The following is a 14,482-nucleotide window of genomic DNA, read 5'->3' on the forward strand; positions in this document are numbered from 1 at the left end:
CCTAATCTGAGGCAAGCAACGCGGTGATCTGCTCCACGGCATGTTGCGATTCGGCATCAATCCAATGCACCCTCGGATCCGCTTTGAACCACGTTTCTTGGCGCCTGGCGAAGCGTCGAGTCGCGACAATGGTGGCTTCGGTGGCTTCGGCTAGGGTCTGTTCTCCTGCCAGGTATGCCAACATCTGTTTGTAGCCGATAGCGCGTGAAGCCGTCGGGGCCTGTGCCAAGCCTTGAGCTTTGAGATGCTGGACTTCTTCAAGCCAACCACGCTCGATCATTTGGTGGACACGTTGGGCAATCCGATCGTGGAGGACTGCTCGATCGATCCGCAGCCCGACCTGCAGCACTGGCGGAATCATCGGCTGATACTCTCGCTGTGGCATATATGAGCTGAAGGGCCGCCCGGTCAGCCGGTAGACCTCTACCGCCCGAATGATGCGACGGGCGTCATGTAGGCGATCAGCGGACTCAGGGTCTACGCGGCGAAGCTCCGCTACAAGTGCCGCGGTCCCATCCTCTGCTACCTGATCGGTGAGTTGTTGGCGCAGTTGTGCATTGGTGGGCGGAAATTCTAATGTGTCTAAGGCGGCGCGTACGTACAGACCCGATCCGCCGGTAAGAATTGGGGCGTGGCCCCGGGATCTGATGTCGGCAATCTTCTGCCGGGCCATGTGTTGAAAGGTCGCTACGCTGGCTTCGACATTGAGGTCGTAGATATCAAGCAGATGATGCGCTACACCTTGACGTTCAGCAGCGGTGGCTTTTGCAGTCCCGATGTCCATACCGCGATAGAACTGCATGGAATCAGCGTTAATGACCTCGCCTCGTAGGGCTTTGGCTAGGGCAACAGATAAGGCGGTTTTGCCCGTAGCTGTTGCCCCGACTAGCGCAATAACCGGACGCTTATTGGACACCGATGCGCAAACTCGGTAGACCCAGGTTTACCCCACCTGCAGGAGCCGCTGATCCGGTACCACAGGACTCAGCTTGCGCTCTATCCCAGGCATCGCCAGCTGATGATCGACGAAGTAAGTACTGTTGGTCGGCTGTCGGATCCGCTATGAGGTGATAAGGGTGTGCACCCGTAATGGGAACGGTTACGAAGTCGCCGGGACGAGGTGATGGGGCACCATGCGGGATGCTGAAGTGCACCAGGCGGTTATCGGGTGCCCGGCCTGTCATACGTCCGGTCTGCTGACTACGATTGCCCGTATCGTTGGTTACTAACAATTCTTGATACGAGCCCACGAGCTTGGCAGATTCTTCTGCTGCGATTCGATCTTGTAGAGCAACGAGGCGTTCAAAGCGCTCTTGCACCACTTCTTTTGGAATCTGGTCTTCCATCTCAGCGGCCGGTGTGCCTTCCCGTGGAGAGTACTGGAAGGTATAGGCCATGGAGAAACGCGATGCTTCGACGACCTCAAGCGTTTGCTGGAAGTCTTCTTCGGTTTCACCAGGAAAACCAACGATGATGTCAGTTGTCACAGCAGCGTGCGGGATGCGCTCCCGGACTTTGTCGAGAATCCCTAAGAAACGTTTCGAGCGATACGATCTGCGCATGGCTTTGAGGATGCGGTCTGAACCGGATTGTAACGGCATGTGCAGCTGCGGCATCACGTTTGGTGTCTCCGCCATAGCGTCGATGACGTCGTCGGTGAATGAAGCAGGGTGTGGGCTGGTGAAGCGAACGCGCTCCAGGCCTTCAATTTCTCCGGTCGCGCGGAGGAGTTTAGAAAACGCCTGGCGATCGCGAAATTCGACGCCGTAGGTGTTCACGTTTTGACCCAGAAGTGTGACTTCTACGGCGCCATCGGCGACGAGTGCTTGTACTTCAGCGAGGATATCGCCGGGCCTACGGTCTTTTTCTTTGCCTCGCAGCGACGGAACGATACAGAAGGTACATGTGTTGTTACATCCCACCGAAATCGAGACCCAACCGGAATAGCTGGATTCGCGCTTGGTGGGTAGCGTAGAAGGAAAGGTCTCCAATGCTTCTAAGAGCTCGACTTCAGCAGTATTATTGTGTCTCGACCGGTTCAACAGCACCGGCAACGAGCCGATGTTATGCGTGCCGAAGACGACATCTACCCACGGGGCGCGCTCGACGATGGTGTTCTGGTCTTTTTGCGCTAGACACCCGCCGACCGCGATTTGCATTTGCGGGTGGGATTCTTTGGTTTCCTTGAGGTTTCCAAGGTGCCCGTAGAGTCGATTTGATGCATTCTCCCGCACGGCGCAGGTATTGAATACCACGAGGTCGGGGGTGTGATCTTCTTGGACCGGAAAGTACCCATTGGCTTCTAGTAGCCCAGAGATGCGCTCGGAATCGTGGACGTTCATTTGGCATCCGAACGTGCGGATTTCATATGAGCGCGGGGTGGCAGTGTCGGCTAGGGCTTCAGTCACGATGCTCTTTTTCATTCGTCGAGGTGGTCGAGGTCGGCTGCATTCATTGCGTCGGTGACGACGCTAAATGCTAGGCCAGATGGGTACCCTTTTCGAGACAGCATACCCACCAAGCGTCGCACCATTCTATCGCGTTGTTTCCGTTCCGCTGGATCTGATGACGAGGGAATCGAAGCACGCGACAGTTTCTTACTGACAAGCTCGTGGGCTGTTGTCCATTCGTCCTCGTCAGTGACTTGTTCCAAAGCTGCCTCGGCCTGGTGGTCTGCGATCCCGCGTTGTTTGAGTTCCATGCTCAAGGCTCGGCGTGCCAGACCCTTTGAGCGATGTCGGGAACGAACCAACATTTCGGCAAAGGAGGCATCGTCGATGAGCTCAACCTCTTCGAACCGGTCTAGGACCTCTTCAATGACGTCTTCTGGAATCTCTCGCTCAACGAGCTTTTGGGTGAGCTGATGCCGCGATTTTGGAGCAGCCGACAATTGCCGCAGAATAATATTCCTTGCGGTTTGTCGGTGTTCCTCAGGGGTCTTCTCTTGCGACATTCAGGTTTAGGCGTCCTCGACTGCTTTGAGCTCTACCTCTGCATCGTCCTCAGCTTGTTCAGCGCCGATTCCCAGTGAGACTTTGATGCGCTGTTCGATCTCGTTGGCAAGATCAGGGTTGTCTTTCAGGAAGCGGCGAGAATTCTCTTTACCCTGGCCAAGCTGATCCCCGTCATAGGTGTACCAAGCACCAGATTTCCGCACGATGTTGTGTTCGACCCCCATATCCAGGAGTCCACCTTCGCGGGAGATTCCCTCACCATAGAGGATGTCGAATTCGGCCTGCTTGAAGGGCGGGGCCATTTTGTTTTTCACAATCTTCGCCCGGGTCCGGTTACCAACAGGGTTGCCAGCTTCTTTCAGGGTTTCGATACGACGGATATCGATGCGCACCGAAGCGTAAAACTTCAGGGCTTTACCGCCTGTAGTGGTTTCTGGCGAACCGAAGAAAACCCCAACTTTTTCACGGAGCTGGTTGATGAAGATGGCGGTGGTCTTGGATTGTGCCAGGCGGCCGGTGATTTTGCGCAGCGCTTGCGACATCAGACGAGCCTGAAGCCCGACGTGCGAGTCACCCATCTCGCCTTCAATTTCAGCTCGCGGCACCAAGGCGGCTACGGAGTCAATCACTACGATATCCAGCGCTCCGGACCCGATGAGCATATCCATGATTTCAAGGGCTTGTTCACCGGTATCTGGCTGCGAGACCAGGAGGGCATCAGTGTCCACACCAAGTTTCTTCGCGTATTCGGGGTCTAAGGCGTGCTCTGCGTCAATAAATGCTGCAATACCGCCCTTACGCTGTGCTTCTGCAACAGCATGCAGCGCGACCGTGGTCTTACCCGAGGATTCTGGGCCATAGATTTCCACGACGCGCCCGCGCGGCAACCCACCAAGACCGAGTGCGATATCGAGGGCAACTGAACCGGTGGGGATAATTTCTATCGGCACACGGACCTCGTCCCCAAGGCGCATAATGGATCCCTTGCCGTAACTCTTGTCGATTTGGGCAAGCGCGGCATCGAGTGCTTTATCGCGATTTGGATTTGACGACATAAGGTGTACTCCTTGAATTGTTAATCGCAAGCCGAAAAGCTTGCTGCCTGCCTCAAGTGTATGAGCTGGCGAGGACACGATAAGCCACGGTTGGTCAGTTGTGGATATCTGCGTCTACGCAAAGCACCATTGCGGCGACTTGTGAATAATTCTACAAACTGCGCGACATTTCGCGAAGTGTACTTCGCGCGTCGAAGCCGCGCTAGACGGTACCGGTATCCCGAGGCGCTTTGTCTTTTCCAAGACGTCGCTCTGCAGGGATGTCATGTAGGTTGCACACGGCTGACCAGACTGCTCTCGGTTCGACCCCGTTGGCCAATGCCTGCTGAGCGGTGGCCTTTAAACCGGGCAGTTCAAGTGAGGTCGCGATAACTCCGGCATTGGCAGAGCCGAATTCGTCCTCCATCAGGAGCCAGAATTGCGATTGTCTCATGTGACGTCCTCATAGTTCGCTTGCGCGTGGCAAAGGCCGCAAGCCCCTACCAGACGATCTGAGAGGCTTGCGGCCTGATCCAAAGCTTGAATCTTGGCAGCGTGACTAGCGGTTTGCTAGACGGTCACCACGCTTGTAGTGACCCTGCTGCTGTTGCTGGGCGTAACGGTGAGCCAGTTCCGCTGGAATCGTGTCTGGAATTTGCACGGCTTCTTCAACGGCAATACGATCAGATACTTCACGAAGCATTACCGACAAGGGGATATCAAGTGCGGCTGTGATAGCACTCAACAATTCGGAAGAAGCTTCCTTCTGACCACGTTCTACTTCGGAGAGATAACCCAGTGAAACACGTGCATCATGTGAAACCTCGCGTAGAGTACGGCCCTGGCGCTGGCGCACGTCACGCAGCACGTAGCCGATTTCTTCACGCAGCACGGGCATGGTGGGCTCCTTGGTTTCGTTCTGCTGGCCGAGATTCTCGCCAGCTTTCAACCAGCGGGTTACGCCATTTACAACTACTGGTTCTCTCATCATATTTAACCACCATCTCCTGTATAAATACCGAATCCCGGCTGTCGAAGCGCGGAATTCTAAGACCTTCCATGAATACACAACACACGTGTTGTCGAATTTGTTCCCCCATGGATCAAATTCTTGGAAATATATCCCAAAACACGTTGAGATGTGATATATGCCACTTAAGGTGTGATGGTCGCGTCGTGCCGTGAATGGAACGACGCTAGCTCTTCGAGTTCGGTGATCGTTCAAGCCATTCTGCCACGAGCTGGAGACTAGCCGCTACTGTCGCTTCACGAATGTGTTGGCGCGTGCCGTCAAATCGCAGAAGTTTCGCGACGGTGTCATCGACTGTGGATAACGCGATAAACACAATCCCGACGGCCTTACCCTCGGAAGGGTCGGGGCCGGCCACACCGGTAGTGGCAATCCCAATGTCAGCGTCCAAGCGGTCACGGACACCGGTTGCCATTTGTTTAGCAGTATCCGAATCCACTGCTCCCCTGGCAGCCAACGTGTCGGCGGAGACTCCCAAGAGACGATGTTTAACGGAGTTGTTATAGGCAACAATGCCTCCCTGGAGCACAGCTGACGCTCCTGGGACTGCAGCGATAACGGAACTGAGCATGCCTGCGGTGAGCGACTCCGCCGTTGCCAAGGTCAGCTGCCGCTGGGTCAGTTGCTGCACTACGTCTTGGGCGTCTTCAGGAGGCATGGAAAAGTCGCTTCGTTAGTCGTCTACTTGGGATGTTTCTTTGGGGGCTCGTATAGCTTTAATGAGGTAATCTAAACCGGTTACTACCGTGACCACCAGGGCAGCGATGACAAGTGCCCAACCAAACCAGAGCCACCAGGTCCCCACGAATTCAGCCAGTGGGATCAGCAGCACCAGGATGGCTGCTGTTTGCATGACCGTTTTAATTTTGCCCCCGCGGCTGGCCGGAAGCACCCGGGTGCGCAACATGGCCAGACGCATCAGGGTAATCCCCCACTCACGCACCAAAATCGCTATGGTGATCCACCACCAGATCTCCCCGAGCAAAGACATGGTGATCCAAGCGGCGCCAGTGAGGAACTTATCGGCTATCGGATCAGCGATTTTGCCGAAGTTGGTCACGAGTCCCCGAGCTCTGGCTATGTCACCGTCGAGTTTGTCAGTGTACATGGCCACCGCGAAGATCGCCACGGCAATCCAGCGGGCCTGCATTGAGTCTTCACCGAACGTGCCGGACTCCCAGAGAGCCCAAACGAAAAACGGGACCAGCAGGATCCGAACCGTGGTGAGCACGTTCGGAAGGTTCCAACTGCTTACCGGCCGGTTAGCTGCCATGCGTCTTCAGAGTCACTTTCGTCGTTGGGATCGTCATAGTCGGAGTAATCGACCTCGATAGGAGTTTCAAAGGGCTCGGTCGCGCTGTCCCCAGGAGGATCGTCGGCAGGCGCAGGGACGTCTTCGCCTTTGATATTGGCGAGGACTTCTGCAAGATCATCGGGCTGTACCAGCACGTCGCGGGCCTTGGAGCCTTCGGAGGGCCCCACGACTCCACGAGATTCCATGAGGTCCATGAGCCGTCCTGCTCGGGCGAACCCAACGCGTAATTTCCGCTGGAGCATTGAGGTCGAACCAAACTGAGAGGTCACTACGAGCTCGACTGCTTGGATGAGGTCCTCGAGGTCATCACCGATATCCTCATCAATAACCTTCGATTGCTTCTCGGGGAGCACATCGTGACGGTATTGCACCTGCATCTGTGACTTCACGTGATCGACGATGTCGCGGATCTCGGATTCGTTGACCCAGGCACCTTGGACACGCATGGGTTTGGATTTGCCCATTGGTAAAAATAGGGCGTCGCCTTGCCCAAGGAGCTTTTCCGCACCAGGTTGATCGAGGACGACTCGCGAGTCAGTCACCGATGAGGTGGCAAAAGCCATTCGGGACGGGACGTTGGCTTTGATCAGTCCGGTGACTACATCAACTGAGGGCCGCTGGGTCGCCAGGACAAGGTGGATCCCGGCTGCGCGTGCCAACTGGGTGATCCGCACGACCGAGTCTTCCACATCACGTGGGGCGACCATCATCAGGTCTGCGAGCTCGTCAATGATCACTAAGAGGTAGGGATATGGTTTGAGCTTGCGCTTAGAATCCGGCGGGAGGGTGACTTTTCCTGCTCGGACGGCTTTGTTGAAGTCGTCGATGTGTTTAAACCCAAACGCTGCCAGGTCGTCGTATCGGGTGTCCATTTCTTGGACGACCCATTGAAGTGCTTCGGCGGCCTTCTTCGGGTCTGTGATAATCGGCGTAACCAGGTGTGGCACGCCTTCGTAGACGGTCAGCTCAACACGTTTGGGGTCCACAAGCACCATGCGGACATCATCTGGCGTTGCGCGGGTGAGGACGGAGGTGATCATCGAGTTGATGAACGCAGATTTACCGGCACCGGTAGCACCGGCAACCAGCAAGTGCGGCATTTTGGCGAGGTTTGCCATGATGTAGCCGCCCTCGACGTCCTTGCCAACACCCATGACCATCGGATGGTCCGTTTTGCGTGCCGGGTTAGAACGCAGCACATCGCCTAGTGCGACGATTTCTTTGTCGGTGTTCGGGATCTCCACACCGATAGCAGATTTCCCAGGAATCGGTGACAGCACCCGCACGTCGGTGGAAGCCACCGCGTAGGCGATGTTGCGCTCCAGGTTGGTAACTTTTTCGACCTTGGTGCCCGGTGCTACTTCGACTTCATAACGGGTCACCGTGGGGCCACGAGAGAAACCTGTCACTTCGGCTTCAACTTTGAATTGGTCGAACACGGCATCCAGCGCCGCCACCACACGGTCGTTGACCTCGGTGCGTTGTTTGGGCGGTGGCCCGGTGGGCAACATTTCTAAATTGGGCAGCGTGTACGTGACATCGCCGTCGAGTTCCAACTGTTCGGTGCGTGCGGGAATCGGTGGCAGATCGACCACCGGTTTCGACACTTCAGCTGCGGGAACCTTCGCCTCAGTCAGGCCGGCACTTTCTCGCGCCTCTTGCAACGCCAGTTCATCAGCGGTGGGGCGCCGCACGCCGGGACGTACATCGGGTTCGGCAGCTGCTGATGCACCAGTGTCTGCATCAGCAGAGCTGTCTGATAGCACCTCGGTAGCTGGCTCGTTGGACTGCTGTTGCTCTTTGTCACCATCGAATAATGAACCGAAGTCCATAACTTCGGTGTGTTGAGTACCCCGAGCCCGGGGCACCGGTGACGGAACATTGTCGTCATCGTCAAGAATTTCGACGGCGGGCTTCTCATCGTCGATGACCGCTGAGGCATAAGCCTCATCACCGACCAGCGATCCGTCGTCACTGTTCTGATCGTGACCGCGCTTGCCACCGAATAACCGGGCGAAAAAGCCGGGGCGTTTGGCTGCAGGGCGCTTCGGGCGTTCATGCTCATACAAATACGACTGATCGTGATCTGTGTGAGTGCGCTGTTCGTGATCCGAGTGGGTGGAGCCTGACTGGTGGTCTTCCATGTCTTGTCCGGTGAGCCAGCGATAAGCCCCGACAATGCGAGCGGGGATCTGACCCACTGGAGTCGCCGTGATGACCAAGAGGGCGAAAAAGGCCATCAGGATCATCAACACCCAGACGGGAATGGAGGTGATCAGTGCTGCAAGCGGGTCGACAACTAAGTACCCCAGCACTCCCCCGGAGGTCAGTTTGTCGTCCATCGCTGCGCCCATAGACGGGTTATCGAAGACCAGCTGACTAATACCAGCACCGGAGATGGTGGCGAAGAGGAGCCCAAAGAAGATTCGTCCATTGGCACGGTGTGCTTGGGGATAGCGGAAGAATCGTACGGCAATGATGCCCAGCACCAACGGCATGAGGATGGAAAACCATCCGAAGGTCCCGGCCACAATATGGAATACGAATGAGCTGACGATGGGGGCGGTTGCGGGCGCCCACCAGAAAGTCCAGGCCACAATTACTGCGAGCAGAAGCACGAAGAAACCGGTGCCATCCCGGCGTTGTTCCACCGGGATGGTGACGTCTGGTCCCATCTTGCGAACTGCGCCACCAAACGGGGCCGCGACCGCAGCCCAAAAACGCGTCACTGCCCGGACCACCCAGGGTTGAGTGGTCTCGGTTATGTTGTAAGGGGTCTCTTTCGTTGTCGCAGAGGTCTTCTTCGATTTTGAAGCGGACTTCTTCTTCGACGAACGGTCCGGGGAAGTTCGTGTCGCCATATCCCCTAGGCTACCGCTTTTGAGTAATTATCGTCGGATTCAAGCGGCGTCGGCCCAAAATTCCTACGCTTCAATGATGATCGGCACAATCATCGAGCGGCGACGCAGTTTGCGTGCCACCCAGGAACCCAAGGTGCGACGCATCATTTGTTGCAGCTGATGTTTGCTGTGTTCCTTCTCGGATGCGGCGGCATCTTCTAACGCTCTGACGAGCTTAGGTTTAATCGAATCAAAGACGCCTTCATCCTCGGCCACGCCGCGAGAATGGATTTCCGGACCGGAGACCAGGGCGCCGGTTTGTCGATCGACCACTGCAATAACCGTGATGAACCCTTCTTCACCTAATACCTGGCGGTCTTTGAGGTCATCTTCGGTGACCTCTCCGATCGAACGACCATCAACGTAGACGTATTCGCACGGGATTTGACCAACTTGACGGGCCACCCCGTCGACCAGGTCTATGACACCGCCGTCATTGGTGATGATGACGTTCTCTTCCGGTACACCAGTTGCTTCGGCTAGGCGTCCATTGGCGATCAAATGGCGCATTTCGCCGTGCACCGGCAGCACGTTTTTTGGTTTAACGATGTTGTAGCAGTACAGCAGTTCGCCCTCAGAGGCGTGGCCTGACACGTGTACGTGGGCGTTACCTTTATGAATCACGTGGGCGCCCATGGACATCAGACCATTGATCACTCGTGTGACAGCATTCTCATTGCCGGGAATCATGGAAGATGCCAAGATCACCAAATCGTCCTCTTGGATGGTGATTTGGCGGTGCTCATCATTGGCCATCCGAGACAGCGCCGCCATCGGTTCACCCTGGGACCCGGTGGACATCAGGACCACTTCATGATCTGCATAATCATTAACGTGTTTGAGATCGATGACCGTGTTGGCGGGAATGTTTAAATATCCCAGATCAGCGGCGATGCCCATGTTGTTGACCATCGACCGTCCAACAAAAGCGACCTTGCGACCGTGTTTTACCGCAGCATCCAAGACTTGCTGGACGCGGTGAATATGCGAAGCAAACGACGCTACAATGACACGGCGTTGTGCTTTGCCAATGTAGTTTTCAATGACCGGCCCAATGTCCTTCTCGGTGGGGGTAAACCCGGGGACTTCGGAGTTGGTCGAGTCGGTCATAAACAGATCGACACCCTCTTCACCAAGTCGCGCAAAAGCACGCAAGTCGGTGATGCGCCCGTCGAGAGGCAGCTGGTCCATTTTGAAGTCTCCGGTGTGCAAAATGGTGCCGGCTTCGGTGCGGATTGCGATGGCCAGAGAATCCGGAATCGAGTGGTTGACGGCGACGAATTCCAGATCGAAAGGCCCCAGCTGTTCGCGGCCACCGTCTTGTGCCTCCAGTGTGAGCGGTTTGATGCGGTGCTGTTGGAGTTTCGATTCGACTAGGGCCAGGGTCAGCTGCGAACCGATCAGTGGAATGTCGGGATTCAAGCGCAGCAGATACGGTACTGCCCCGATGTGGTCCTCGTGGCCGTGGGTTAGCACGATGGCTACCACGTCGTCGAGACGGTCTTTGATGTAATCAAAGTCCGGCAGGATCAAGTCGATGCCGGGTTGGACTTCTTCTGGGAAGAGGACACCGGCGTCGACGATCAGGAGCTTGCCGTTGAGCTCAAAGACCGTCATGTTTCGACCGATATCACCCAACCCGCCGAGCGGCACAATACGGCAGGTGCCGTTGCGGAGTTTAGGTGGATGGGAGATAACTTGGGTTTCGGTCATGGTCGAGTGGTTCCTCCGATGAAGTTGAAAAAGTGTAGCGACTGGGCCGTTAGAGCGTGATGCCGCCTTCGGCGAGGTCAGTTTTGATGAGTGCTGCTTCGTCGTCGGTGACACCGACGAGCGGGAGACGTACCCGGGCCGACGGAATGATGCCCTGCCAAGCAAGCACGGTCTTGGCTGCTACGGCCCCCTGGACGTGGGTCATGACCGCACGCTGGATCGGGTCGAGTTCGAAGTGTTTTTGCCGTGCGGTAGCGAAGTCGCCGGCATTTGCGGCATCAACAAGCTCACGGTAGGTGCGCGGCGCGACATGGCCGGTCACAGAGACCACGCCGACGGCTCCGGCTGCCATGAGTGGCAGGGTCAGCCCGTCATCGCCGGAGTAGACGGTTAAATCGGTGTTGGCCAAGACTAACGTCGTGGACTGGTAGTCCGACTTGGCGTCTTTGAGCGCCACAATGTTGGGGTGTTTGGATAACGTCATGAGCGTGTCTGGCTCGATCGGCATCACGGATCGACCTGGAATGTCATACAGCATGATGGGCAGATCCGTGGCGGACGCGATGTGTTCGAAGTGCGCTTGGATCCCCGCTTGATTGGGCTTGTTATAGTACGGGGTGACCAGCAATAACCCGTCAACCCCAGCGGCTTGTGCACGCTGCGAGAGGTGAGCCGAGTGCGCGGTATCATTCATCCCGGTTCCGGCCACAACTTTGGCGCGGCCCCCAACTGCTTCGACTACGGCTTCAAATACCTGGATGTTTTCGTCATCCGTTAAGGTGGACGTTTCACCGGTGGTGCCGGTCACGACCAGCCCGTCGGCTCCATTGGAAACCAGGTGCTCCGCCAGCGTCTGAGTTGCCTCGAGGTCCAGTTCGCCGTCATCGGTAAAGGGGGTGACCATGGCGGGGACCATGGTGCCAAAAATGGGTTCGGTCATCGATGCGTCACCATTATGTGTTGTTCGGGATGTCTGACTCATAGCTTCAAGCCTACCTGTGACAATGGAAGAAAACAGTATAGGTCGTCTGTAGATGACTTATGTTGAAGGACTTCCACTAGAAAGTTGTCGTATGCCTGGTCTTGGTGGCTCCGGCCGCATCGTTGGATTGGATACTGCTCGGGGCGTGGCGATCTTCGGGATGATTGCTACCCACATTTACCCCTTGTTGACGGGTACCGGTGCCGGAGCCGTGACACCTACTTGGGTTGGCATGACATTCACCGGGGTGTCTTCTGCGCTGTTTGTGGTCTTAGCGGGCGTGGGGTTGAGCCTGTTGACGCGCAACACCGCACACCCCGGCCGTTCGCGGGTGCAATTATCGATGCGTGCGCTCATTCTGATCTTTATCGGGCTGCTCTTGGGGCACGCAGGGTCCAACGTGGCTATCATTCTGGTGCATTACGGCGTGCTGTTTCTTGTGGCGATGTGGTTTATCACGATGTCACGCAAAGTGCTGACCATCACCGCCATCAGCTGGATCGTGGTGGCCCCTTGGGTGCACGGGTTATTCACTCGCTTTATGCACGTCCAAGCTGGTGGGACCAGCGTGTATGTCGAAAATTGGCGGTTGTGGACCTCCCCCACCCTGTTGGATGTCCTGACCCAGCCCTTGTTGACGCTGTGGGATGTGCTCTTCACGGGGTACTATCCGGTGATTTCCTTTTTGGGTTACATCCTGGTGGGCATGGCCATTGGTCGGGCGAATCTGCGACGCCTGGTCACCGCGGCGGGACTGTTCGTCACCGGGGCGGTCATCTATGTGGCGTCTCGTGGATTGGGCGCATGGTTCTTGAGCGATGACGCATTTGCGTATCGCGTTGCTCATGCGACCGGCTATGATGTTGCCGAGCTTGATGCGCTGGCGGCCACCGGGGCCCAGATCGATACGAACCTGATCATGGGAGCACCACAGTGGTTCGGGCTAGCGGTCCCGCACTCTGGGGCTCCGTTAGATATGTATTCCACGGCTGGAGCCGCCCTAGCCGCGATCGGGTTGTTTCTCATGCTCACTCGCAGCACGGTCATGCAAGTAGTGCTGCTGCCAATTACTGCCACGGGCATGATCGCTTTGACTGCGTATACGGCCCATGTGATCCTCACCGGCCTCTGGCCGCGGACGTGGCCATCGATGGTTGTGATCGGCGACCCTGTATGGGACGACATCTGGTTGATGCTGATCGTGCATTGGGTGCTGGTCGCAGTCCTCGGGATGGTCGTATATTTCCTCAAGGTGCGCGGCCCGTTGGAATCGTTGTTGCGGAATGCTTCGCGGGTGACCGCCAAAACTTAGTTCTGACGGTACATCGTGATAGCGTCCCGTATCGCGGATCGGGCCCGTTTCCGATCGCCAGCCGCGTCGTAGGCTAGGCCTAACCGGTACCAGCTGCGCCAGTCATCGGGGGCAGCTTCGGTTTCGGCACGATATATTTCGAACTCTTTATCCGCGGCAGCACGATCAATTCGGCCGCGCACTCGCGGGAGGTTATCTTCGGGCAGGAACCCTTCCGCTTCAAGAATCCGGGCCAGTTTCTCGGTGCTGGCGCCAAACCGCAGTTCGCGCACCAACGCCCACATCCCCAAGATCACAATGGCGATGACGCTGACTCCGATCGCCTTGGCGATCCAGTCATCCGTGCTCAGGAACGCGATGGCCGACCACACGGCAAGGACCGCAAATAGCAGGGTCAAAGCGGTGAGCAGGCCCACGGCTATTTTTGTTTTCATCGCGTTAGTCCAAATCCAAGTATTCGTCGAGTCCGTAGGCCAGTCCAGGGCGAGAGGCCACGGTGCGCAGTCCCAACAAGACGCCTGGCATGTATGAGGTGCGGTCGAAGGCATCGTGGCGCAAGACAAGTTGCTGTCCCGGCGTGCCCAGCAGGACTTCTTGATGCGCTTCGAGCCCTGCCAATCGGACGGCGTGGACGTGGACGCCGTCAACTTGTGCACCGCGAGCATGGTCGGGATCGTGCTTGGTGGCATCCGGGGACGCTCCGACACCGGCGTTGTGACGTGCTGTGGCAATCATCTCGGCGGTCCGCACGGCGGTCCCCGATGGGGCATCGAGTTTGTGGGGGTGATGCATTTCGATGATTTCCACCGAGTCGAAGTATGGGGCGGCTTGGGCTGCAAAACGGGTGGCTAGCACCGAACCGATCGAGAAGTTCGGAGCGATGAGCACCCCGATTTCGGGGTGGTTAGCCAGCTGCGAGGCAAGCGCGGTGCGTTTGTCTTCGGTCCAACCGGAGGTACCCACCACGGTGTGGAGACCGTTGTCGACCGCAAAGGCTACAACGTCAGGGGAAATATCTGGCACGCTGAGATCTAGCACGTGCGTCGCTTGCGCTTCGGTGATGTCTTCCAACGGATTTTTGGATGACAGGGTCGCAACGAGGTCCATATCGTCGGCGTTGCTGATGGCGTCGATGGCGTAGCGGCCCATTTTGCCGGTGGCTCCGACCAGGGCTACGCGGATGGGTTGTGGTGTGGTAGCTGATGACATGTGTACTACTTTAGTCCGAGGGCAGGGTTGACA

At 56.8% G+C, this 14,482-nt stretch carries 14 protein-coding genes; 1 reads left to right on the forward strand and 13 read right to left on the reverse strand.

What is annotated here, in order from left to right; genetic code table 11:
• Window position 1: 1 nt before the first annotated feature.
• From miaA to dapA, 11 genes are all read right to left on the reverse strand, one after another.
• Window positions 2-916: a tRNA (adenosine(37)-N6)-dimethylallyltransferase MiaA gene (gene miaA / locus J2S62_RS08305; RefSeq protein WP_310173538.1), complete on the reverse strand. Its 915-nt coding sequence runs from the start codon at window positions 914-916 to the stop codon at window positions 2-4.
• Window positions 906-2,423 (reverse strand): tRNA (N6-isopentenyl adenosine(37)-C2)-methylthiotransferase MiaB, encoded by a 1,518-nt coding sequence (gene miaB, locus J2S62_RS08310; RefSeq protein WP_310173540.1) that lies wholly within the window; start codon window positions 2,421-2,423, stop codon window positions 906-908. The genes miaA and miaB overlap by 11 nt, the downstream gene beginning before the upstream one ends.
• Window positions 2,420-2,953 carry a regulatory protein RecX gene (locus J2S62_RS08315; RefSeq protein ID WP_310173542.1) on the reverse strand — a complete coding sequence of 178 codons (534 nt, stop codon included), beginning with the start codon at window positions 2,951-2,953 and terminating at the stop codon, window positions 2,420-2,422. Before J2S62_RS08315 ends, miaB begins: the two co-directional genes overlap by 4 nt.
• A 6-nt stretch (window positions 2,954-2,959) precedes the next feature.
• Window positions 2,960-4,009 carry a recombinase RecA gene (gene recA, locus J2S62_RS08320; protein ID WP_310173544.1) on the reverse strand — a complete coding sequence of 350 codons (1,050 nt, stop codon included), beginning with the start codon at window positions 4,007-4,009 and terminating at the stop codon, window positions 2,960-2,962.
• A 202-nt stretch (window positions 4,010-4,211) separates the two neighbouring features.
• Complete coding sequence (locus J2S62_RS08325; RefSeq protein WP_310173546.1) at window positions 4,212-4,442, reverse strand: DUF3046 domain-containing protein; 231 nt, start codon at window positions 4,440-4,442, stop codon at window positions 4,212-4,214.
• A 105-nt stretch (window positions 4,443-4,547) separates the two neighbouring features.
• On the reverse strand, window positions 4,548-4,979 hold the full coding sequence (locus J2S62_RS08330) for a helix-turn-helix domain-containing protein (RefSeq protein ID WP_310173548.1): 432 nt from the start codon (window positions 4,977-4,979) through the stop codon (window positions 4,548-4,550).
• A gap of 205 nt (window positions 4,980-5,184) precedes the next feature.
• Window positions 5,185-5,676, reverse strand: coding sequence for a CinA family protein (locus J2S62_RS08335; RefSeq protein ID WP_310173551.1), 492 nt, complete (start codon window positions 5,674-5,676; stop codon window positions 5,185-5,187).
• 15 nt (window positions 5,677-5,691) lie between these two features.
• Window positions 5,692-6,291, reverse strand: a complete 600-nt coding sequence (pgsA, locus tag J2S62_RS08340) for a CDP-diacylglycerol--glycerol-3-phosphate 3-phosphatidyltransferase (protein WP_310173554.1) — start codon at window positions 6,289-6,291, stop codon at window positions 5,692-5,694.
• Window positions 6,270-9,194: an FtsK/SpoIIIE family DNA translocase gene (locus J2S62_RS08345; RefSeq protein ID WP_310173556.1), complete on the reverse strand. Its 2,925-nt coding sequence runs from the start codon at window positions 9,192-9,194 to the stop codon at window positions 6,270-6,272. Before J2S62_RS08345 ends, pgsA begins: the two co-directional genes overlap by 22 nt.
• 63 nt (window positions 9,195-9,257) lie before the next feature.
• Window positions 9,258-10,946 (reverse strand): ribonuclease J, encoded by a 1,689-nt coding sequence (locus J2S62_RS08350; protein WP_310173558.1) that lies wholly within the window; start codon window positions 10,944-10,946, stop codon window positions 9,258-9,260.
• Window positions 10,947-10,995: 49 nt separating this feature from the next.
• On the reverse strand, window positions 10,996-11,928 hold the full coding sequence (gene dapA / locus J2S62_RS08355) for a 4-hydroxy-tetrahydrodipicolinate synthase (protein WP_310173560.1): 933 nt from the start codon (window positions 11,926-11,928) through the stop codon (window positions 10,996-10,998).
• 91 nt (window positions 11,929-12,019) lie between these two features.
• Between dapA and J2S62_RS08360 the strand changes: the two genes are divergently transcribed.
• Entirely contained in the window at window positions 12,020-13,240 is a 1,221-nt protein-coding gene (locus tag J2S62_RS08360) for a heparan-alpha-glucosaminide N-acetyltransferase domain-containing protein (protein ID WP_310173563.1), read from the forward strand.
• On the opposite strand, the gene J2S62_RS08365 is transcribed toward J2S62_RS08360, so the two are convergent.
• Together J2S62_RS08365 and dapB are read right to left on the reverse strand one after the other, a co-directional pair.
• On the reverse strand, window positions 13,237-13,674 hold the full coding sequence (locus J2S62_RS08365) for a hypothetical protein (RefSeq protein ID WP_310173566.1): 438 nt from the start codon (window positions 13,672-13,674) through the stop codon (window positions 13,237-13,239). The genes J2S62_RS08360 and J2S62_RS08365 overlap by 4 nt on opposite strands.
• Window positions 13,675-13,678: 4 nt before the next feature.
• Window positions 13,679-14,449: a 4-hydroxy-tetrahydrodipicolinate reductase gene (gene dapB / locus J2S62_RS08370; protein ID WP_310173568.1), complete on the reverse strand. Its 771-nt coding sequence runs from the start codon at window positions 14,447-14,449 to the stop codon at window positions 13,679-13,681.
• Window positions 14,450-14,482: the final 33 nt, after the last annotated feature.

The organism is Enteractinococcus fodinae, from assembly GCF_031458395.1.
Taxonomy (GTDB): Bacteria; Actinomycetota; Actinomycetes; order Actinomycetales; family Micrococcaceae; genus Yaniella; species Yaniella fodinae.